The organism is Leptospira sp. WS58.C1 (assembly GCF_040833995.1).
Lineage (GTDB): Bacteria > Spirochaetota > Leptospiria > Leptospirales > Leptospiraceae > Leptospira_B > Leptospira_B cinconiae.
The window spans coordinates 126,877-146,328 of the sequence record NZ_CP162137.1 but is presented as its reverse complement, the minus strand read 5'-3'; the positions used below and the strand labels follow the sequence as shown (position 1 = coordinate 146,328).

General features: G+C 41.5%; 21 protein-coding genes and 1 tRNA gene. 12 read left to right on the top strand and 10 right to left on the bottom strand.

Annotation, left to right across the window (positions count from 1 at the left end; genetic code table 11):
* The first annotated feature begins 22 nt into the window (after positions 1-22).
* Entirely contained in the window at positions 23-1,816 is a 1,794-nt protein-coding gene (locus tag AB3N61_RS00710) for a monovalent cation:proton antiporter-2 (CPA2) family protein (RefSeq protein ID WP_367898239.1), read from the top strand.
* Positions 1,817-1,822: 6 nt separating this feature from the next.
* Here AB3N61_RS00710 and AB3N61_RS00705 read toward each other — a convergent pair whose 3' ends face one another.
* Together AB3N61_RS00705 and AB3N61_RS00700 are read right to left on the bottom strand one after the other, a co-directional pair.
* Positions 1,823-2,443, bottom strand: a complete 621-nt coding sequence (locus tag AB3N61_RS00705) for a DUF6935 domain-containing protein (protein WP_367898238.1) — start codon at positions 2,441-2,443, stop codon at positions 1,823-1,825.
* 419 nt (positions 2,444-2,862) lie between these two features.
* Positions 2,863-2,934 (bottom strand) — tRNA-Gly (locus AB3N61_RS00700).
* A 64-nt stretch (positions 2,935-2,998) separates the two neighbouring features.
* Between AB3N61_RS00700 and AB3N61_RS00695 the strand changes: the two genes are divergently transcribed.
* Together AB3N61_RS00695 and AB3N61_RS00690 are read left to right on the top strand one after the other, a co-directional pair.
* Positions 2,999-4,531: a carboxypeptidase M32 gene (locus AB3N61_RS00695; RefSeq protein WP_367899117.1), complete on the top strand. Its 1,533-nt coding sequence runs from the start codon at positions 2,999-3,001 to the stop codon at positions 4,529-4,531.
* Positions 4,528-4,866 (top strand): hypothetical protein, encoded by a 339-nt coding sequence (locus AB3N61_RS00690; protein ID WP_020769806.1) that lies wholly within the window; start codon positions 4,528-4,530, stop codon positions 4,864-4,866. Before AB3N61_RS00695 ends, AB3N61_RS00690 begins: the two co-directional genes overlap by 4 nt.
* 55 nt (positions 4,867-4,921) lie before the next feature.
* Here the strand turns inward: AB3N61_RS00690 and AB3N61_RS00685 are convergent, their stop codons facing one another.
* Both AB3N61_RS00685 and AB3N61_RS00680 read right to left on the bottom strand, forming a co-directional pair.
* Entirely contained in the window at positions 4,922-5,731 is an 810-nt protein-coding gene (locus tag AB3N61_RS00685; protein ID WP_367898237.1) for a hypothetical protein, read from the bottom strand.
* Positions 5,718-6,143, bottom strand: a complete 426-nt coding sequence (locus tag AB3N61_RS00680; RefSeq protein ID WP_367898236.1) for an ABA4-like family protein — start codon at positions 6,141-6,143, stop codon at positions 5,718-5,720. The genes AB3N61_RS00685 and AB3N61_RS00680 overlap by 14 nt, the downstream gene beginning before the upstream one ends.
* A 121-nt stretch (positions 6,144-6,264) precedes the next feature.
* On the opposite strand from AB3N61_RS00680, the gene AB3N61_RS00675 reads away from it, so the two are divergent.
* Positions 6,265-6,915 (top strand): TetR/AcrR family transcriptional regulator, encoded by a 651-nt coding sequence (locus AB3N61_RS00675; RefSeq protein WP_020769618.1) that lies wholly within the window; start codon positions 6,265-6,267, stop codon positions 6,913-6,915.
* Between the two features lie 4 nt (positions 6,916-6,919).
* On the opposite strand, the gene AB3N61_RS00670 is transcribed toward AB3N61_RS00675, so the two are convergent.
* A complete protein-coding gene (locus AB3N61_RS00670) occupies positions 6,920-7,735 on the bottom strand; it encodes a PhzF family phenazine biosynthesis protein (protein ID WP_367898235.1) in 816 nt (271 codons plus the stop codon).
* Positions 7,736-7,891: 156 nt separating this feature from the next.
* Between AB3N61_RS00670 and AB3N61_RS00665 the strand changes: the two genes are divergently transcribed.
* Entirely contained in the window at positions 7,892-8,539 is a 648-nt protein-coding gene (locus AB3N61_RS00665; protein WP_367898234.1) for an NADPH-dependent F420 reductase, read from the top strand.
* A 3-nt stretch (positions 8,540-8,542) separates the two neighbouring features.
* On the opposite strand, the gene AB3N61_RS00660 is transcribed toward AB3N61_RS00665, so the two are convergent.
* From AB3N61_RS00660 to AB3N61_RS00650, 3 genes are read right to left on the bottom strand one after another with little or no spacing between them, the layout of a single operon-like run.
* Positions 8,543-8,932, bottom strand: a complete 390-nt coding sequence (locus AB3N61_RS00660; protein ID WP_367898233.1) for a DUF423 domain-containing protein — start codon at positions 8,930-8,932, stop codon at positions 8,543-8,545.
* Positions 8,913-9,503 (bottom strand): hypothetical protein, encoded by a 591-nt coding sequence (locus AB3N61_RS00655; RefSeq protein ID WP_367898232.1) that lies wholly within the window; start codon positions 9,501-9,503, stop codon positions 8,913-8,915. Before AB3N61_RS00655 ends, AB3N61_RS00660 begins: the two co-directional genes overlap by 20 nt.
* Entirely contained in the window at positions 9,500-9,826 is a 327-nt protein-coding gene (locus tag AB3N61_RS00650; protein ID WP_369750127.1) for a TRL-like family protein, read from the bottom strand. The genes AB3N61_RS00655 and AB3N61_RS00650 overlap by 4 nt, the downstream gene beginning before the upstream one ends.
* A 145-nt stretch (positions 9,827-9,971) precedes the next feature.
* Between AB3N61_RS00650 and rocD the strand changes: the two genes are divergently transcribed.
* The 4 genes from rocD (at position 9,972) to AB3N61_RS00630 (ending at position 13,682) form a co-directional block, all read left to right on the top strand.
* Positions 9,972-11,207: an ornithine--oxo-acid transaminase gene (gene rocD, locus AB3N61_RS00645; RefSeq protein ID WP_367898231.1), complete on the top strand. Its 1,236-nt coding sequence runs from the start codon at positions 9,972-9,974 to the stop codon at positions 11,205-11,207.
* Between the two features lie 26 nt (positions 11,208-11,233).
* Entirely contained in the window at positions 11,234-11,563 is a 330-nt protein-coding gene (locus AB3N61_RS00640; RefSeq protein ID WP_020769888.1) for a hypothetical protein, read from the top strand.
* A 140-nt stretch (positions 11,564-11,703) separates the two neighbouring features.
* Positions 11,704-13,482 (top strand): cation:proton antiporter, encoded by a 1,779-nt coding sequence (locus AB3N61_RS00635; protein WP_367898230.1) that lies wholly within the window; start codon positions 11,704-11,706, stop codon positions 13,480-13,482.
* Positions 13,483-13,526: 44 nt separating this feature from the next.
* Positions 13,527-13,682 carry a DUF1289 domain-containing protein gene (locus AB3N61_RS00630; RefSeq protein WP_367898229.1) on the top strand — a complete coding sequence of 52 codons (156 nt, stop codon included), beginning with the start codon at positions 13,527-13,529 and terminating at the stop codon, positions 13,680-13,682.
* On the opposite strand, the gene AB3N61_RS00625 is transcribed toward AB3N61_RS00630, so the two are convergent.
* On the bottom strand, positions 13,669-14,808 hold the full coding sequence (locus tag AB3N61_RS00625) for a glycosyltransferase family 4 protein (RefSeq protein WP_367898228.1): 1,140 nt from the start codon (positions 14,806-14,808) through the stop codon (positions 13,669-13,671). The two genes, AB3N61_RS00630 and AB3N61_RS00625, sit on opposite strands and share 14 nt — an antisense overlap.
* Positions 14,809-14,950: 142 nt before the next feature.
* On the opposite strand from AB3N61_RS00625, the gene folE reads away from it, so the two are divergent.
* Positions 14,951-15,502 (top strand): GTP cyclohydrolase I FolE, encoded by a 552-nt coding sequence (folE, locus tag AB3N61_RS00620; RefSeq protein WP_020769478.1) that lies wholly within the window; start codon positions 14,951-14,953, stop codon positions 15,500-15,502.
* Here folE and AB3N61_RS00615 read toward each other — a convergent pair.
* Positions 15,459-16,202, bottom strand: a complete 744-nt coding sequence (locus tag AB3N61_RS00615; protein WP_020769584.1) for a lysophospholipid acyltransferase family protein — start codon at positions 16,200-16,202, stop codon at positions 15,459-15,461. The two genes, folE and AB3N61_RS00615, sit on opposite strands and share 44 nt — an antisense overlap.
* 392 nt (positions 16,203-16,594) lie before the next feature.
* Here AB3N61_RS00615 and acs point away from each other — a divergent pair, with 392 nt between their 5' ends.
* Positions 16,595-18,562: an acetate--CoA ligase gene (gene acs, locus AB3N61_RS00610; protein WP_367898227.1), complete on the top strand. Its 1,968-nt coding sequence runs from the start codon at positions 16,595-16,597 to the stop codon at positions 18,560-18,562.
* Positions 18,559-19,356 carry a cobalamin-binding protein gene (locus tag AB3N61_RS00605; RefSeq protein WP_020769585.1) on the top strand — a complete coding sequence of 266 codons (798 nt, stop codon included), beginning with the start codon at positions 18,559-18,561 and terminating at the stop codon, positions 19,354-19,356. The genes acs and AB3N61_RS00605 overlap by 4 nt, the downstream gene beginning before the upstream one ends.
* Positions 19,357-19,452: the final 96 nt, after the last annotated feature.

The window sequence follows — 19,452 nt, the reverse complement described above, 5'->3', positions numbered from 1 at the left end:
CGAATCGAAAGGAAGAGCATTGATGGAAGAGAAAAGTTTACTCGTTACGGCAATTATTTTACTTAGCACAGCAGTTCTATGCGTTCCGATTTTCAAAAAATTAGGGATCGGTTCCATTATCGGTTATGTGGTTGGAGGAATTTTGATCGGACCTCACGGGATCCGACTTGTGACCGGCGGGACTGAGATCATGCATTTTGCGGAATTCGGAGTGGTTCTTCTTCTTTTTTTAATAGGTTTGGAACTCCGACCCCAAACTCTTTGGGTACTGAGAAAACCGGTTTTCGGAATGGGATTTTTCCAAGTAGCGGTGTCTTCACTTTTGTTAGGCGGATTGATCGGTTATCTATTCCAATTAGGATTTCTTTCTTCCGTTATATTAGGGGTGAGTTTGTCACTTTCCTCCACTGCATTTGCTCTTCAGTCTTTGGCGGAAAAAAACCAACTCAACACTTCGTACGGAAGATCCGCCTTTGCAATCCTTCTTTTTCAGGATTTGGCGGTGATCCCCGTTATGGCAATTCTTCCTTTAGCGGCTTTGGAGCCTGGGCAAGCCGCTCATGGTGGATTCAATTTTTATAAATTAGGAACGGCGATTACGGCAATCATTGTGGTGATCTTAAGCGGACGTTTTTTGATGAGACCTCTTTTTAGAATGATCGCTGCTACGGGTAATCACGAAATTTTCGTAGCACTTTCTTTGGTATTGGTACTGGGAGTTTCTTTTGCCATGGAGAAAGTAGGCTTATCCATGGCACTCGGTTCTTTTTTAGGCGGAGTACTACTCGCAGATTCGGAATACAGACACGAGCTAGAGGCAAACTTAGAACCTTTTAAAGGATTACTTTTAGGTCTATTCTTCCTCGCAGTTGGAATGTCCATGAATTTGGAAATCCTTATCAATCATCCATTCTTGATCTTCGGTCTTGCACTCGGATTAATGTCCGTCAAAGGAATAGTTCTTTTTGTATTAGGAAAGATCGCAAATCTTACTTCCGATTCTTCTTCCAATCTTGCCGTTAGTATTTCCCAAGGTGGAGAATTTGCATTCGTAATCCTGAATGTAGCGGCACAGCTGAGTGTTCTTTCCAAAGAAACTACCGATTATTCTATCGTGATCGTTACTGCCTCTATGATTCTTACTCCATTTATCGGGATTATTAAGGAAAAGATAATAGATCCTTACATACACGAGGAAGAAGAAAGACCGGCTGATCCGATTTATGAAAAAAACCGCGTTATTATTGCAGGTTTCGGAAGGGTTGGACAGATCATTTCCAGGATGTTATATCTGCATAAGATAAGATTCACTGCCTTAGAACATAATGCTGACCAGGTTAATGCAGCTAGAAAATTCGGACATAAGATCTATTACGGTGATGCAAGTAGATTGGATCTATTGACCGCAGCAGGGGCAGCTCATGCGGAGATACTTGTACTTGCGATCCAAGACGCGGAATTGTCTTTAAAGATCGCAAAGATGGCTAAGGAGAATTTTCCGAATTTAAGGATTATCGCAAGAGCCAGAAATAGATCCCATTATTTCGATCTAATGGAACTTGGGATTGAAACGATACGAAGAGATACCTTCGCTTCTTCCTTAGAGCTTGCGGAAGAAACTCTAAAAGATCTGGGATTTTTACCTTCGGAAGTAAAATACTTCATCCAAAAATTCAGGGATTACGATGAAGCAATGGTTAAGGATCAATTCAAACTCAGACATAATGAAAAAGAACTGATCGCCTATTCCAAAAACGCAGTCCGTCAATTGGAAGAAGCTTTTGCTGCGGATATGCTGCAGAAAGAAGCTTCTTAAGGACGATCAAAGATCGTCCGCAGGATTAGAAGTCGCAGGCTTTTTAATACCGACTAGCAAACTGGAAAACTCGGAAGCCTTCCATATACCTTTCGCGTTCCTTTTTACTGTCACTGGCCTTGGAGTATCGGCTCCGGAAGAAGGAAGAAACAATTTTTTCTGCCCTGACTCTTCCGTTCCGCTGAAACGATTGGAAGTCAGAGAAAAAGTATAAGGAGGATTGGAAGGTTTATAACCGTTTTGGAAAGAAGAACCGGGAAGATAAGAACCGATCAAATAAGGATGTTGCTCTAACTGTCTTTTTACTAAATCGATCGTGTTCCGATTTATATTAAAACCTTTATAACCATTCGGAGAAGTATCTGCGATCAAAGAGTTCGCGTCCAAACAAATAATCAACGCCTTCTTACCTTCTTCCGCATTTTTGGAATAGATAGAAAGTGCAGCCAAAAGAACGATAACCGCTCCTTGGGAAGTACTTGCATTTGTATCTCTAAACGATTCGAAAGAAGAAAAATCGGAAGGCCAAGAATTTGCGGTTACGGTATACGTATCGTTTTGTGCGGATAAAATCCCCGCAAATGATAGAATCAAAAGAATAGAAATATATTTTGGAATTCGATCCATAACTCTCCACCAATCCAAAGAATGAGGTCAGTTCTAAAACCGAAGTAAAAACAAGTCCAGAAAAAACTTTCCGATAAAAAAAGATTTAGAAATTCTATTGCGGAAGGATTTGTATCTTTGGTTTATTTAGTACGCAATTTTTTTGTTTGTCTGATGCGCACTTTCGCTTCGCTCAAGCGTTGTTACAAATTTGATCAGTGTAATACTAAGGAAAGTTGACTCGACCTCTTCGTAATTTCGCATCCTGCGAAATTTGGCTCCGAGGCGTGTTTCATCCGACTCGGCACATCCTTGTGTCTCGTGCGCAAAAATATACGCTCCCTATGGGTCGCTATTTTTGCTTACGGATGAAACCGTTCGAGTCCCTCAAATTTTCTGGGATTCGTTTATTCTACTGTTTAAATTAAGGGGGAAATTTTTGCGGGCAGAGGGACTCGAACCCTCACTAGAAGCTTGGAAGGCTACGGTGCTAGCCATTACACCATGCCCGCGATAGATAAAAGTCAGTTTTTGGTTGGTGGGCGAGATGTCAATCGAAAAGAATGTTTTTTACGTATGTGGGAATCCGAGCTTCAAAATTGGGAAAATATCCTTCCGGCGTTCAAGGCCTACCGGGATGAATTCCGTAATATTTATCATCTTAGAAACATTGGCAGTGTATTGCATTGGGATATGGAAATCGGTATCCCAAGTGACGGCTTAGCGGAAAGGGGCGATCAACTTAGTTTTCTTTCCGGACTTGCCCATAAATCTTTTATCGGAGAATCTTTTCGCAGTTTGGCGGAGAAAGCCAGGGAAGAAAATTCTCGCACCGATCTTCCTGGAAAATCTCTCCGAGAAAGAGAGCTGAATTTATTATTCAAAGATCTGGATCGTTCTTCTTGTTTGCCGATTTCTTGGGTGGAAGAATTTTCTAAGGTAACAAGCCAGGCACATTCTATCTGGGTCGACGCCAGAAAGAAGAATGATGCTTCCTCCTTTCTTCCTATCTTACAAAAGATCGTGGATCTTGTTTTTCAGAAGGCGGATTATTTCGGTTATTCTACGGAAGCGTATGACGCTCTTTTAGATGAATACGAACCGGAAGCAAAAGCTGCCGACTTAGAAGTCCTATTTGCGGATCTCAGAAAATCATTAGTGCCTCTCATCGCAAAGGCAAAAGACGCGGACTTTCCTTTTCAGGGAAATTTTCCGATCGATTCTCAAATTCCTTTTAATAAGAGTCTTCCGGTTCTTTTGGGCTTGCCTGAATCGGGATTTCGATTGGATTCTAGCGCACACCCATTCTCTACTTCTTTAGGTTCTTTTGATAAAAGGATTACCACACGTTATGAAGAATCGGATCCGCTTTCTTCCGTGTATTCGGTTTTGCATGAAACAGGTCATGCTTTGTATGAGGCGGGAATCTCGTTGATTGCAGGAGGTCCTTCTCCTTTAAAGGATTCCGTTTCTTTGGGTGTTCACGAATCTCAAAGCCGTCTTTGGGAAAATCAAGTGGGAAGGTCCAAGGAATTTTGGGAAGGGATCTATCCTTTGTTTTTGAAAAACTTAGGTATTTCCGAATCTTCTCTTCCTTTTCCTAAACTTTATTCTTTTGTAAATAGATCCAAACCTTCATTGATCCGAGTAGAAGCCGACCAAATCACTTACAATCTTCATGTAATCCTGAGATTTCAAATTGAAAGAGCGATTTTCAAAAAAGAACTCGTATTGAAGGATCTTTCAGGCGCTTGGAAAGATGGAATGAGATCTTTGCTAGGCGTTGACGTTACGGATGATTCCAAAGGATTTTTACAGGATGTTCATTGGAGCGGTGGAGCCTTCGGTTATTTTCCAACGTACTCCTTGGGAAATATTTATGCGGCCCAACTCTATTCGGCCTTCTTGAAACAGAATCCTAAGTTTAAGGATGAATTAAAAAACAGAGAAACTTCTTCTCTCCTTAATTGGCTCAGAAAACATGTTCATAGTAAGGGCAGAAGTCTAGAGGCAAAGGAACTGATCCGACAGGCAACCGGAGAAGAACCGAATTCCAAATACTTAGTGGAATATTTGGATTCTAAGATCAAAGAACAGGAGGCAATATGAGCGGAGAAGATAAGGAAGAATTAACTTTAAAATCTTTCGAAGAATTGTCCTTCTTTGATAACCTGGCGTTGTTTTATTTGTGTAACGAAACTCCACCTCAAACCTTGGCACTAGCATTCTTGGTCGGAGATAAAAAAGTTTGCGGCTCCATGCTAGGAGTTATGGATGCAAAACGTAGAGCTTATGTTCACGAGTTGATGTCCAAACAGAACGATGTCCCTGAAGAAAAAAAACATGCGGCAGCGCAAGGATTACTCATTATTGCAGACGGGTTGATCAGCAGAAATCTGATTCGTAAACAAGGAAAATTTTATTTCGGAACGGAAAGAGGATAAGTCGTAAAGTAATCCGAACCAAATCAAAATATGACAGGTTCGGATCCGGAATCTCTTAGATCAATGGACGACCGAGCATTGCATTTGCAAAAACTGCCCCAACCAAGATCGCATAACCTATTGAAACAATTTTAACACTTAAAACATTCCAACTTTGTTTGATCGTTAAAAACGCAAACAGAGGAAGAATTTGTAAGGCATGTATCCCGACAAAATGAGCGATACGGATATCTCCTCCGTTCGTACTCCAATTCACGATAGGCAGTCCTGGACCTCCGTCAGGGACGCCGACAGCATGAGCTAATCTCGCAGACATAAAAACTCCGACCACGGAAGCGATTGCAAAGATCCAAAGAGAGAATCGAACGGCAGTTAATATACGAGGATCCAATTTGGAACCAAGAAGTCTGAACTTCTTATCCATCCAGATCGAAACAGGTATCATAGGGAAGATAAACATTCCCATGATACTGTAGATCGCTCCATCAAGTGCAGAAGATTGGTTGAAGTGTGATTGCACTCCTCTTGCTGATTGTAAAGTGATGAGCACCAACTCCACTATGGTAGAGATCACAAAATATTTTTCTACTCTATCTCTGAATTTCGGAAAATCTCCCAACAATTCCAAAAACCAAGCCATGGTCCATAGAAAGATCCCGATAGAAACAGCAAATTTTAATGGTTTGATCCAAGTATTCGCCCCCACAACCATCCTTGGATCGATTTGGGAAAGAAGAATGTAGACCGGCATTAAAAGGAAAGATACTAGCCCTGTATAAAAACTTAAGCCTCTGTTCTTTCTTAAAGTATAGAAAAACCCTTCCGACTGAAAATTAGCCGGATTTAATACGTTAGATGCTTGCATGACTTCCTCCTTTTTTCCAACGAACGATTTGAAATAATAAGTAGCCGACCGGCCCGATCATTAGTGTGAAGAATAAACAAGGTATCAAGATCCACCTGGATATTCCCAATGTTTCCGCTTCTTTTGTTTCCCAGATCCCTATGAATAAATCGAAGGCAAGATAATGCACCCAACCTGCGAGCAAGACCCAAGGGTCGGAAAATAGTTTGGTCACACCTTCCAAGGATCCGAAATCGAAACCTCCCTTTGTGTTCAATGCTAAGATCAATAAGTACAATACGGAAAGTACCAAGGGCCAAACCCCGTTTCTTACCAATAGTTTGGTGATCCTCGCATTTGGAAGACCGGCGAGCAATAACCAGCCGACAATCGCAAAATTGCTGGCTAACTTGAATGTTAGTTCTGGAGTCATAAAACCTCGTCCTTTCCCGTTCTACTCCGGGATTTACTTGAAAAATATTGGACTCAGTCCAACAATGTTACTATTGGTAACACCAAATGTTACCAACGTCAACATTTTTTAGGAAATTTTTATGCCGGCAAAGAAAAAAATGAAAAAACCGGAAGGTTCCTATCACCATGGGAATTTAGCGGAGACCCTAAAAACACTGGCCTTAAAACGTTTAGAGAGCAGCAAAGATTCCGCATTTACCATTAGAGAGATCGCAAGAGAAGCCGGAGTCAGTCATGCGGCCGCTTATAGACATTTTCCTTCTCATAGGGACCTTCTCGCTCAAATTTCCAAAGACGGATTTATAAAAATAACGGAAGAATTTACGAAAGCGGAGAAGGCCTCTTCTCCTTCCGATCCGTTCGATCGATTGAAAAGACTAGGCCTCGCTTATATTTCTTTTTGTTTGGAGAATGTAGGCTACTACAGGGCCATGTGGCATATAGATCTGGGGCCTGTGGGCGACCTGGAAGATCTTATGGAAGCAGGTAAAAATTCCTTTTTAAAACTTTGGGAAACGATCCTGATCTGTGAATCCCAAAAGATCAATAAGTTCCAAGCAAGAGAAATGGCAACTGCTGCCTGGTCTTTGGTTCATGGTTATTCAGTTCTTCTAAACGAATGCCAACTGAATAACCCTTTATTGCAGATAGATAAGAATAACGCTCTACAAGAAGCGGAGAAGATATTACAAATTTTAGATTCAGGCCTGAAGAATAAATCCTATAAGTAAAATTTTACTCCAGATAAAAGGAGCCTTTCAGATATAGTTTGCAGTTCCCTCCGATACGAACTCTTTCTCCTCGATTCTCACCGACCAAATGCCCTCCTCTCGCGGAAGCTTGGTATGCATTCAGTTCCTTCTTCCTAAATCTTTCAGACCAAAAGGGGATCAATGTACAATGAGAAGAACCGGTCACTGGATCTTCCGGAACTCCTTTAGCAGGAGCAAAAAATCTGGAAATAAAATCGTAGGACTTCCCACTATCGGCGGGGGCCGTTACAATCGCAGCAAAGAATGGAAGTTTTGTCAAAGCATCATGGTTTGGGAGCAAATTGCGGACCTCTGATTCTTTTTCAAAAACGAATAGGATATCTCGGGCTTTTAAAATTTCTTTAGCCTTTATATTAAAACAAGATATTAGATCTTCCGGAGAATATTCGGTTTCGACGGGCGGCCTTGCAGGAAAATCCAAATAGTATTTTCCATTCTCCCGAAACACTTCCAAGATCCCACTCTTAGTATGAAATTTTAAAGAGGAAACATCCGATTCATTCTCCAATACTTCATGAATTGCAAATGCAGTCGCCAAAGTCGCATGACCACAAAGGTCGACTTCGACATTTGGAGTAAACCATCTTAGATCATACTCCCCTTTTTCCTTTCTAGGACGGAAGAATGCGGTTTCCGATACATTATTCTCCATTGCTAACTCGATGAGTTTGGAGTCGGGCAACCATTCTCCTTGCCAAGGAACCACCGCTGCAGGATTTCCTTTAAATAAGGAATCTGTAAATGCATCTATTTGGAAAATCGTATATTCGGTTTTCATGTTTATAAATATCATTCCCTATTTTTAAAAAGGATTACAGTGACAGTTTTATTTCTTTTTTCCAATACAGAAAGAACAATACATTGGATCTTTTGTCTAAGATCAGTTAAACTGATCCGGTTTAACGATTTTGAGGTCGTACTTTCGGAGAAATAAATGAAAATCGGAGTTTTAGGCACCGGGATGGTAGGAGAGACCATCGGAAGTAAACTAATCGAAAAAGGGCACGAGGTAAAAATGGGATCTCGTTCCGCCACAAATGAAAAAGCGGCCCAATGGGTTTCCAAATCCGGAAGCAAGGCTTCTCAAGGAACCTTTAAGGATGCAGCATCTTTCGGTGATATTCTATTCAATTGTACAAAAGGTGAAATCAGTGTAGAAGTTTTAAGATCCGTCGGAGAAGAAACCCTTAAAGGAAAAATTTTAGTGGATCTTGCTAACGCACTCGATTTTTCCAAAGGAAAACCGCCAGGTTTAATTTTTGGAACGAATGATTCGTTAGGAGAGACCATCCAAAAATCTTTTCCGGACCTGAAAGTGATCAAAACATTAAACACGATGAATTGTACCATTATGGTTAATGCTTCGGGAGTTCCGGGAGAACATGATGTGTTCGTTTGTGGAAACGACTCGGAAGCGAAGAAAGAAGTCTCGGATCTTTTAGCGAACGATTTTGGCTGGAAGAATATTATCGATCTCGGAGATATTACAGGGGCAAGAGCAACCGAAATGCTATTGCCCATCTGGTTGAGATTGTACGGAACTTTCGGTAATACGGATTTTAATTTCCATATTACCAGATAGAACTTATTCTTTCTCTGAAAAAGCGGAATAAGCGATGGATACCCAGCCGCTTAAAAATGCTAATCCACCGAAGGGTGTGATCGCACCTAAAACTCTGATCCCAGTTAAGGAAAGTGCATATAAGGAACCGGAGAAGACCAAGATCCCGCTGAAGATGAGCCAAAATCCGATCCTTCTGAACTTGGATTCCGAAAGTTTTCCGCTCAGTGCCAATACGAGTAAAACTACCGCATGGATGAGATGATATCTTGCTCCAGTTTCGTAAATGGTAAACAAGTCGGGAGCTAATACTGATTTTAATCCGTGGGCCCCGAATGCTCCAATTGCCACTGCTAAAAAACCTAATATCGAAGATAAGAATAATGGAATAGAATTAGAATTTTTGGATGCCATAACTTTGAAACCTCAGACATTTTCTTCTGAATAATCCGAAAATATAGGCGGTGTACTCTACGTCCAGCCTACTATCGAATAAGGCTTCTATAGAATTCAACTTCATCAGCTCACCCAATTCTTCGTAAAAACTTTTGTTCCCGAAAGTAAAGTGGATCGGAATGAATGCATCGTTAGATCCTCGTTTAATGGGAAGAAACAAACGTACCCCGAATTGGCATCCCTTACTTTCTCCTACGAATCTTACGATCCTATGTTCCGACCAATCCCAACCATCTAACGATGCATGGAACATATCCTTATGAGGAAGAGAAGTAGTAGCTCGGATATAACCGTCAAAACCACCTGTTCGCAACTTAGTGGAGGATTCTCCATAATGGATGGAAGGGTCCCTGAAATTTGCACCGTTCAGATGAACATCGTTGTCTGGAGGAATACCGATCCCGGTAGGATAAGGTTCCGGATTCCTGCGGACCAAGGCCCTGTTTGCCCCTCCCATTTGAATACAACCGACCAACTCTGCGAAGATCAGAATTAGAAAAAAGATCCGTTTGTAAGGAATGAGTTTCATTCTTTTTTCAAAAGTCTTTGAGGCAGTTTCACTCCGATCCCGGTCACCCTGGTACATTTTTCAAAATAAAGAGCGAATATAAAAGATTTATAACTATAATCCGTTTGAACGTCAAAAAGAAGATCCGCCTTGTCCTTGATCGCATTTTGGACTGCGGTTTCATAACTCTCATCCCCTGTGTAAACCATCCAAAGCCAGCTAGTTCCGCAGGACAGGCCTTCCAATTTTCCTACAGGTTCCATTCCTCTTACGTCCGAATAACTTTGAGAATAATACCAGCCTGGTGATTTGATATTCGTATAAAGACAGTTCGTAAGGAACATAATCGCAAAAACAATGGGGACAGAAGCGGATATTTTTCGAAAAGAGAATTGCATGTAATAAATTTCAACAAGTTGAAACATAAAAGTCAAGGTAAAATACCGAAATCTCCTTGTGTGACTCTTGAACCGGTTAGAATCGAGTACGATGCATACGCAAACATCCCAATTTTACTTCGATACCGAGAAAGAGTACGGAGCATTTAATTACGAACCTCTTCCCGTTGTGTTGGAGAGAGGGAAAGGTATCTTTCTTTGGGATACGGATGGAAAAAAATATTTCGATTTTTTATCCGCATACAGCGCTGTGAACCAAGGTCATTGCCATCCTAAAATTATAGAAACCTTAAAGACCCAATCCGAAAAACTAACTCTCACCTCCAGAGCATTCTATAATGACCAACTCGGTCCTATGGAAAAATTTTTATGTGACACATTCGGATTCGATAGAATGGTCCCTATGAACACAGGTGTAGAAGCAGCCGAAACTTCAGTCAAGCTTGCAAGAAGATGGGGATACCAAGTCAAAAAAATTCCAACGGACAAAGCGAAGATCGTTTTTGCTTCCGGAAACTTTTGGGGAAGAAGTATCGGTGCGATTTCCGCTTCTACTGATCCTACTAGCAGAGGAGACTTTGGGCCTTTTGTTCCGGGATTTTCCATTATTCCATTCGACGATACGGAAACTTTAAAAAAAGAATTAGAAGATCCTAATGTAGCCGCATTTATGGTTGAGCCCATCCAAGGAGAAGCCGGAGTAATCGTTCCGAAAGAAGGTTATCTCAAAGAAGTCCGCAAACTTTGTTCAGAGTATAATGTGCTCTTGATCCTAGACGAGGTACAAACCGGACTTGGCAGAACGGGAAAACTTTTAGCAGCGGATCATGAGAATGTAAAACCGGATCTACTCGTATTAGGCAAAGCATTATCCGGCGGAACGCTTCCCGTTTCCGCTGTTTTAGGTTCCGACGAGATCATTCTTACATTAAAACCTGGAACCCACGGTTCCACATTCGGAGGGAATCCGTTAGCCGCAGCAGTTGCCAAAACCGCCGTGCAAGTATTATTAGAGGAAAATCTCTCGGAGAACTCGGAGATGAGAGGGATAGATTTCCGTTCTTCTCTGGAAAGCCTGAAGAGCGAATATACCGGTAAAATAAAAGAGATCCGAGGAAAAGGATTGTTAAACGCAGTGGAATTTTTCCCGGATGAAACTGGCCCGAGAGCGAAAAAGATCTGTTACAAACTTTTAGAGTTCGGAATTCTCGCGAAACAAACTCATGATCATACGATCCGTTTCGCTCCTCCTCTTTGTATTTCCAAATCCGAATTGGAAGAAGCGACTTCTCTCATTCTGCAAACGATCCGTAAAACCCTTGACTAATCCTTCGAATTCGTTTTTTTAAAAGAATGTCGGCCGAAGATAAAAAATACATCCGGGTCTGGAAAAAACTGAGCGTAAGCGAAGTTTCTTCTCAGTTAATGATCATCGATGATCTGTACGGGACTTGCGGAAAGTGTAAACATCTGGGTTTAAATTATACTAAGGATAAGTCTTGTCCTGAATGTGGCACCAAATTCAAATATCTGGCCACCAACTTAAAATCCCCCGCCGATATCGCCAAAGTTTTGGCTCGAATAGAAAAAGAAAATTTGGATTTCGTGTTGATCGATAGGGACGATTATACCTTGTCCAAAGCAAAAGACGCAGTGAAGGACTTATTTAAGTCCAACGACTGAAATTTTCCGAGAAGCCTGCCTCCCTCATTCTTTGGATGTAAAAATCCGTGCCAAAAGAGAATGGACTATATTCATTTAATAATTTCTTTTTGTAATATCCTTTCCCCAAAAATCATCTAAGGAGAATCCGGACCGGCAAGATGGAACATCATTCGCTTACTTTATTAGTTGATATTGCTCTTAGTATCATTTTCGCGACCATGTTCGCAATCATAGCGAAAGCATTCAAACAACCTCTGGTTTTGGGTTACGTGGTCGCCGGGTTAGTCATCGGCCCATTGTTCGGACCTTATGTTGGTGGAAAGCTGACCATAGGTTACGTTAAAAGTGAAGAAAGTATAGAACTGATCTCCGAGATTGGTTTGATCCTTTTGTTATTCATCATCGGTTTAGAGATCGATCTGAAAGAATTAGCAAGAATGGGAAAATCCATGTTCGCATTGGGGGTCCTACAATTCTTCTTAGGAGTTGCGGCCGCTTGGTTTGTATTCCGCTCCTTCTTCCCGCCTGCTCCCGGAAATTTTGATCTTCTCTACTTTGCGATCGCACTCTCTCTCAGTTCCACAATGATCGTGGTCAAGTTGCTTCACGATAAGTTTGAGATCAGCACGGTAGCAGGGCGACTTACGATAGGGGTTTTGGTCTTACAGGATATCTGGGCTATTCTTTTTATGGGAATACAGCCCGATTTACAGGATCCGCAGATACTCAATGTGCTTACATCGTTGGTAAAAGGTATCGCTCTTGTAGCGTTCTCCTTTTTAATCAGCCGTTTTATTCTATCCAAACTTTTCTTGTTTGCTGCATCCAAGCCTGAATTGGTTTTGATCACTTCTATCGCCTGGTGTTTCTTCTTATGCGGTGTTGCGGAAAAGTTAGAACTTTCCAAAGAGATGGGAGCATTGATCGCAGGCGTGAGTATAGCCGCCTTCCCTTATGGCGCGGATGTGATCAGTAAACTTTCCGGGATCCGAGACTTCTTCATTACATTATTTTTCGTGGCTCTCGGGATGAAAATCCAAGCTCCAAGTGCAAGCGACTTAGGTCTTGCATTCTTAGCGGTTGGGTTCGTTTTAGTGAGCCGGGTTTTGATTATTGCGCCTACCGTATTCTTCTCCGGAAAAGGTTTAAGAGCCGGAATTGTTGCGGGTCTGAACTTAGCACAAATTTCGGAATTCTCTTTAGTGATCTTGGCGCTCGGAGTGCAAAAAGAACATATCGGAAAAGATCTACAAGCGATTGTTCTGACTTCTATGATCATCGCTTCCATCATCTCCACTTATGTGATCCTATTTAACGATAAGATCGCAAGAGGAATCATCTCCTTCTTATCCATCTTTGGGGTAAAGGAAAACAAAGAACCATTAGAATCCCAAGTCACCGGAGAGACCAAAAGAGATATCGTAGTCTTAGGATATTTCAGAATAGCCCAAGGTTTGATCGACGGGATAGAAGAAGATAAACCTTCTTGGTTAAAAAGAATATTGGTTGTGGATTTTAATCCGATCTATAGACAAACTTTGGAATCCAAAGGTATCCGCTGGGCGTACGGAGATCTAGCGAATCCTGAAAGCCTTCATCATTTAGGAATAGAAGAGGCAAGATATATTGTCTGTACGGTTTCCGATATGATCCTAAAAGGAACTACCAACCGCAGGCTGCTTGAGTCCTTGAAAAGTATCTGTCGACATCACCAGCCTAAGATCATTCTAACTACGGATGACCCGAAAGAAGCGGAAGTTCTCAGAAATAACGGAGCGGCCCACGTGATCGTTCCGGGAAAAATTTCAGGACTTTCCCTATTTACCGAATTGTCCGGAATGGTAGACGTAAATGGAAGCGTCTCAATTGCAAAATCCGCAAAAGCGAAACCTAAAAAAACAACGTCCAATAAGAAGAAGGTCCAAAAGGCCAAGTAGTTCTTAGGATGATTGTTCGTTCTCCTTGTATAAAAATATGCAATATGGATCATGAAACCGGTCTCTGCGAAGGTTGTTATCGGACCTTAGAAGAGATCGGAAGATGGACTATGTATTCGGAAGACGAAAGAAAATCGATCCGGCTCAAAATAGAAGAAAGAAAAATTTCCCTCGGAAAATCTCGTTTTAAAAATCCTTAGATCCGCTATTCATCAGTCGCAAATATTCTTCTACAATATCGGTTGCGGATTTTTTCCAATCAAATCGTTTAGAATTTTTTAATCCTGCTTTGGTCTTGGAATTCAGAAGTTTAGGGGAATCCAATAACTGAACCAAACCTATTTCGAAAGAAGCGGAATCTTTGGGATCAAAGAAGAATGCAGTATCTTCTAATATTTCAGGAAGAACGCTCGAGTTAGAAGAATAAACAGGACAACCGCAAGACTGAGCTTCAATAGGCGGAAAACCGAATCCTTCATATAAAGATGGGTAAACAAGTAGCTTGGCTGCAGAATATAGAGCGGCCAGTTCCTGTTCGGACAAATACGGAACTAATTTAATTCTATCTTCCCACCCTTTTGCTTCTTCCGCCAAATATTCCGGAAGTTTTCCGCCTGAACCCGCGATCACCCAATCTATTTTGAACTTTTTTTCGGACCAAAGTTTTTTGAGAGAACGAAGTACAAATCCTAAATTTTTATGCTCCTTTCCGATCCCAACACTGAGTAAGTATCCGGGTTTTAGTCCATATCGTTTTAGGAACTTCTTCTTTTCCGGATCACTTTTAGGAGTAAAAATTTTAGAGTCCAAACCGTTATAAATGGTGCGAATCTGAAACGGAGAAAAAGAAAAAACTTCGATAATATCCTTAGCGGTAAAATCGGAAACAGTGATAATCCTTTTAGCCTTCTTCCGAATGAGAAAAAATACAAGTTTCAAATAGACTTGTTTCAAAACGGAAGAATGAAACTGTTTCATTCTAAACGGAATAATATCGTGGATAGTTACCACACAACGATCTATGAATTTTAAGGGAGCGTTAAAATGGGGAATATCCAATAGATCGAATTCTTTCATCTCAGGGAACCCGAACCATTCTTTGATAGAATAGATCCCTGCATTATATTCTAAGATCTCGTAAGTAGATAAAACCTTAGGGGATAGGTTCTTTTTTATAAGATCGGGATTTCCCAAAAGAACAATATCGATCCCTTTTTTAGCTGCGATATCTCCAAGCCAATGTAAAAGTCCTTTGATCCTGGAACCGATCCCTGAATGGGCAATCATCCTTGCATCGAATCCGATTTTGATCCTACTGAGCTTCATGGAAAATTTAAACCATCGTATAGGATGAAGTCGGAATGGCAAGCCAATCGCTTTTCCCCTTGAAAAGAGAAGGAAACTGCCGAGACTTGTCCAGACGAGTCTAACTACATACATTTTTCAAAGCGAAGAACGGAGAGACACCTTGGAAAACGAAGTAACGAGTATATTAAAAGCTATCGGAGAAGATCCGAGTCGAGAAGGACTTTTAAACACTCCCAAAAGAGTCCGAAAAGCTTACGAATTCCTGACATCCGGTTATAAGGCGGACATTGATACGATTGTAAACGGAGCTATTTTCGAAGAGGACAGCCAAGGTATGGTTCTTGTCCGGGACATCGAAATGTATTCTCTTTGCGAGCATCATCTTCTTCCTTTTTTTGGAAAAGCTCACGTAGGTTATATTCCGAATAAAAAGATCATCGGGATTTCCAAGATCCCACGTATTGTGGACGTATTTGCGAGAAGGTTACAGGTTCAGGAAAGAATGACCGAACAAATTGCATACGCCCTCATGGAAGTCCTCGATCCTTTGGGCGTTGCCGTAGTCATCAAGGCAAAACATCTTTGTATGATGATGAGAGGAGTGGAAAAACAAAACTCCGAACTTTTCACTTCTTGTATGCTCGGAGAATTTAAAACGAATATGGTAACTAGGAGCGAGTTTCTAGATCTAATTCGGACAGGTTCGACCTAAGAGAGGTTTTACCTCTAAGTTCTTCCGCCTTTTGTTCTGCTCGAAGTTTATTTTCGAGCATTGCTTTCTCTACTCTCAGTCTTTCTCTTTCGAAGCCGGCCTCATCCAGATCTCTAGGGATCATGATGGGCTCCCCGTAAGAGATCACAAAGGTTGTGAAAGGTTTCGGGATCCTATGTTTATCCCAAGACTTTTCTGCAATCCATTGTTTTGTACATTCATAATGAAAAGGTAAGATCGGTACCTGAGAGACCTGAGCGGCGGCGATGACCCCCGGCTGAACGATCCAAGCGGGACCTCTCGGTCCGTCCGGAGTAAACGCTGCAGGAAGATTTTTTCTGAGATGAACGATCATTGCCTTAAGAGCTTTCGAACCACCTTTGGAGGAACTCCCACGAATACTTCCGTTACCGAATTTATGCACCACTCCGGTAATAAAATCGCCGTCTTTAGACTCAGAGATTAAAACGGCTAACTTGCGATTCTTATTCAAGTACGGTGAATAAAGAACGTTCGTATGCCAAACGGAAAGGATAAACGGCTTCTTCAAAGGATATAGAGAATTAAAATGCTCCTTTCCCAATTCCACCTTTCTTGAGGTGAGTCCGATGATCCTTTGTAAAAAAACTACTAGAGTAGGTACTAACCATACGAGAAACCTACGCTTCCAACTTTCCCGAGTATCCGATTTTTCTGACATTGAGGCGAGCCTGCTAAAATACGGTCGGGGGGCATTCTTTTTTTCATAACAATCATAATTTTATGTGAAAAACCTAAGCAAGAACTGTAAGATAAAATTTGAAAATTCAAAACAAATGTTCAACTTTTTTGCAACCAATCGAGCGCCCCATAGGAAGCGAGATTGTCTGAGATAGCCAGAGGCGTAATCGAAGACACCCCAAGTGAATCTCGAGCGCCCCATAGGAAGCGAGATTGTCTGAGATAGCCGGAGGCGTAATCGAAGACACCCCAAGTTAATCTCGAGCGCCCCATAGAAAACTCGGTTTTCGCAATGTTTCCATGGTCGGTTCGAGAATGAGTGGACAATACGGAAATAAAAAAGTTTGGTATTCGATTGCGAAGGAAGAAGCCATGTCGAAAGAAAGAATCGTCCAGCCGTTCGTTCATTTTAAAAAAACGGCGAATATCAACCTCAAGGATTATAAGGCATTATACAAAGAATCCATTGAAAATCCTAAAAAGTTTTGGGCAAGAGAAGCTTCCACCCGGTTGACCTGGTTTAAAAAATGGAACAAAGTTTTAGATCACGATTTTAAGAATGCAAAAGTAAAATGGTTCGAAGGAGGCAAGATCAATGTCTCTTACAATTGTTTGGACCGTCATCTGGATTCACCCTTAAAAAATAAGGCAGCAATCATTTGGGAAGGAGACAATCCCCACGAGTCCAAAACGTATACGTATTTTGATTTGTATCGGGAAGTGAACAAACTTGCGAATGTTCTAAAAAGTTCCGGGATCAGAAAAGGTGACGTGGTCATGGTATACCTGCCCATGATTCCCGAGCTCGCCATTACAATTCTTGCATGTACTCGTATCGGTGCGATCCATTCGGTAGTATTCGGAGGTTTTTCCCCGGAAGCCCTGCAAAGCCGGATAGAAGATTGTAAACCGAGATTAATCGTAACTTCCGACGGAGGTTATAGGGGTGGTAAAATTCTGGATCTAAAAAAGGCGGTCGACACCGCTTTGGATCAATCTTCTGAAAAAGTAAATAATGTGATCGTAGTGAGAAGGACAGGTCAAGAAACGGAACTGAATTGGAAAGAAGGAAGGGATCATTGGTGGCATTATCTGATGAACGATCCCGAACTTCCTGCATATTGTAAACCGGAACAAATGGACTCGGAAGATCCTTTGTTCATTCTATACACTTCCGGTTCTACCGGAAAACCGAAAGGAGTTCTTCATACGACAGGAGGATATCTTCTCGGGGTCAATATGACCTTTCATTTTATCTTCGATATCAAACCTACGGATACATATTGGTGTACTGCCGATATCGGTTGGGTGACAGGTCATAGTTATTTGGTATACGGTCCTCTCTCTAATGGAGCTACTTCCGTTATGTTTGAAGGAGTTCCTACCTATCCTGATGTAGGAAGATTTTGGGATGTGATCGATAAACACGGTGTTACAATATTCTACACTGCTCCTACTGCTATTCGTTCTTTAATGAGAGAAGGAACAGATCCTATCGAAAAAAGAAACTTAAACACTCTTAGATTGATCGGATCGGTAGGAGAACCTATTAATCCGGAAGCTTGGGAATGGTATTTTAAATATGTAGGAAAGTCCAAATGTCCTATCGTAGACACTTGGTGGCAGACGGAGACCGGTGCGATTATGATCTCTCCGCTACCTGGGGCAATCGCACAAAAACCCGGATCTGCAACTCTTCCATTCTTCGGAGTGCAGCCTGTTCTGTTAGATGATGAAGGAAAAGAGATCAATTCTAAGGGAGAAGTCTCAGGCAATCTGGCCATCAAATCTCCCTGGCCTTCTATGATGAGAGGAGTGTATAAAGACTCGAAAAGATTTTTCGATACCTACTTCTCCATTTATAAAGGGTATTATTTTACGGGAGATGGAGCAAGAAGAGATAAGGATGGATATTATTGGATCACAGGTCGTGTAGACGATGTGATTAACGTTTCCGGTCATAGAATCGGTTCTGCAGAAGTGGAAAGCGCTCTTGTGGAAAATCTTTCCGTTGCAGAAGCTGCAGTTGTTGGATTTCCACATGACATCAAAGGCCAGGGAATTTATGCCTATGTCACAGTGAAGGAAGGAGTAGCAACAAACGATTCTCTAAAAAAAGAACTGATAACCACTGTCGAAAAAATGATCGGAAAGATCGCAAGACCGGATGTCATCCACTGGGCGCCTGGACTTCCTAAAACCAGATCCGGAAAAATTATGAGAAGGATCCTTCGTAAGATCGCTTCGGGTGAATTCGAAGGGTTAGGAGATATCTCCACCTTAGCGGATCCAAGTGTAGTCGAAAAATTAATAGAAGATAAGAAGAAGTATCACAGTTGAGTAGAATTGGTCCGCAAAGAATCGTATGTTTAACTGAAGAAACTACGGAGCTTCTCTATTTATTAGGAGAAGAAGATAGAATCGTAGGGATCTCAGCATATACGGAGAGACCTTCACGAGCAAAAGAGGAAAAACCCAGGGTTTCCGCTTTCATTAACGGAAACATCAAGAAGATCAAAGATCTAGGTCCTGATCTGATCATCGGTTTCTCGGATATTCAGGCTCAACTTTCTCATGATCTGGTAAAAGAAGGTCTGAATGTATTGATCACCAACCAAAGAAGTTTGGACGAAATTTTTCAGACCATATTAATGGTGGGATCGCTGATAGGAAAGTCGGAACAGGTTTCCAAACTCGTGAAATCTTATGAGAAAAAATTAAAGGAGATCAAAGAACGTTCTTCTTCTAAACCTAAACTCAAGGTTTTTTTCCAAGAATGGGATCATCCGATCATAACAGGGATCCGATGGGTTTCCGAGCTATTAGAGATCGTTGGAGCAGTTGATTGTTTCGGACATTTAAAAGAAAAATCTTTAGCCAAAGACAGGATCGTTAGCCTTCATGAAGTGGCGGACACAAAACCGGACCTGATCATCGGAAGCTGGTGCGGAAAACCAATGGATTTTGAATGGGTTCGAACCAGAGAGGAATGGAAAGACATTCCGGCGATCAAAAACGATAAAATTTTCGAGATGGACCCTGCGATTATTTTACAGCCGGGACCTGCCTTATTCGAAGCCGGTATCTTGGAAATGGATCGTATCCTGGATGAAGTAAGATCTTCCCTTTCTTAAGATATGTAACGTATATTCAGCGGGCATTCTTACGAATAAACGGACCCCCAACGTTAGTCTGATTAGGTAAATTCCGTCTATTCTAAAAGATCTTTC

What these genes read in the sequence shown, in the direction of transcription:
- AB3N61_RS00635 (WP_367898230.1), top strand. Translation starts at nt 11,704, where the DNA reads ATGGAACATCATTCGCTTACTTTATTAGTTGATATTGCTCTTAGTATC.
- acs (WP_367898227.1), top strand. Translation starts at nt 16,595, where the DNA reads ATGTCGAAAGAAAGAATCGTCCAGCCGTTCGTTCATTTTAAAAAAACG.
- AB3N61_RS00675 (WP_020769618.1), top strand. Translation starts at nt 6,265, where the DNA reads ATGCCGGCAAAGAAAAAAATGAAAAAACCGGAAGGTTCCTATCACCAT.
- AB3N61_RS00685 (WP_367898237.1), bottom strand. Translation starts at nt 5,731, where the DNA reads ATGCAAGCATCTAACGTATTAAATCCGGCTAATTTTCAGTCGGAAGGG.
- AB3N61_RS00665 (WP_367898234.1), top strand. Translation starts at nt 7,892, where the DNA reads ATGAAAATCGGAGTTTTAGGCACCGGGATGGTAGGAGAGACCATCGGA.
- AB3N61_RS00640 (WP_020769888.1), top strand. Translation starts at nt 11,234, where the DNA reads ATGTCGGCCGAAGATAAAAAATACATCCGGGTCTGGAAAAAACTGAGC.
- AB3N61_RS00625 (WP_367898228.1), bottom strand. Translation starts at nt 14,808, where the DNA reads ATGAAGCTCAGTAGGATCAAAATCGGATTCGATGCAAGGATGATTGCC.
- AB3N61_RS00705 (WP_367898238.1), bottom strand. Translation starts at nt 2,443, where the DNA reads ATGGATCGAATTCCAAAATATATTTCTATTCTTTTGATTCTATCATTT.
- AB3N61_RS00630 (WP_367898229.1), top strand. Translation starts at nt 13,527, where the DNA reads ATGGATCATGAAACCGGTCTCTGCGAAGGTTGTTATCGGACCTTAGAA.
- AB3N61_RS00660 (WP_367898233.1), bottom strand. Translation starts at nt 8,932, where the DNA reads ATGGCATCCAAAAATTCTAATTCTATTCCATTATTCTTATCTTCGATA.
- rocD (WP_367898231.1), top strand. Translation starts at nt 9,972, where the DNA reads ATGCATACGCAAACATCCCAATTTTACTTCGATACCGAGAAAGAGTAC.
- AB3N61_RS00710 (WP_367898239.1), top strand. Translation starts at nt 23, where the DNA reads ATGGAAGAGAAAAGTTTACTCGTTACGGCAATTATTTTACTTAGCACA.
- AB3N61_RS00650 (WP_369750127.1), bottom strand. Translation starts at nt 9,826, where the DNA reads ATGTTCCTTACGAACTGTCTTTATACGAATATCAAATCACCAGGCTGG.
- AB3N61_RS00680 (WP_367898236.1), bottom strand. Translation starts at nt 6,143, where the DNA reads ATGACTCCAGAACTAACATTCAAGTTAGCCAGCAATTTTGCGATTGTC.
- AB3N61_RS00670 (WP_367898235.1), bottom strand. Translation starts at nt 7,735, where the DNA reads ATGAAAACCGAATATACGATTTTCCAAATAGATGCATTTACAGATTCC.
- AB3N61_RS00615 (WP_020769584.1), bottom strand. Translation starts at nt 16,202, where the DNA reads ATGTCAGAAAAATCGGATACTCGGGAAAGTTGGAAGCGTAGGTTTCTC.
- AB3N61_RS00695 (WP_367899117.1), top strand. Translation starts at nt 2,999, where the DNA reads ATGTGGGAATCCGAGCTTCAAAATTGGGAAAATATCCTTCCGGCGTTC.
- AB3N61_RS00690 (WP_020769806.1), top strand. Translation starts at nt 4,528, where the DNA reads ATGAGCGGAGAAGATAAGGAAGAATTAACTTTAAAATCTTTCGAAGAA.
- AB3N61_RS00655 (WP_367898232.1), bottom strand. Translation starts at nt 9,503, where the DNA reads ATGAAACTCATTCCTTACAAACGGATCTTTTTTCTAATTCTGATCTTC.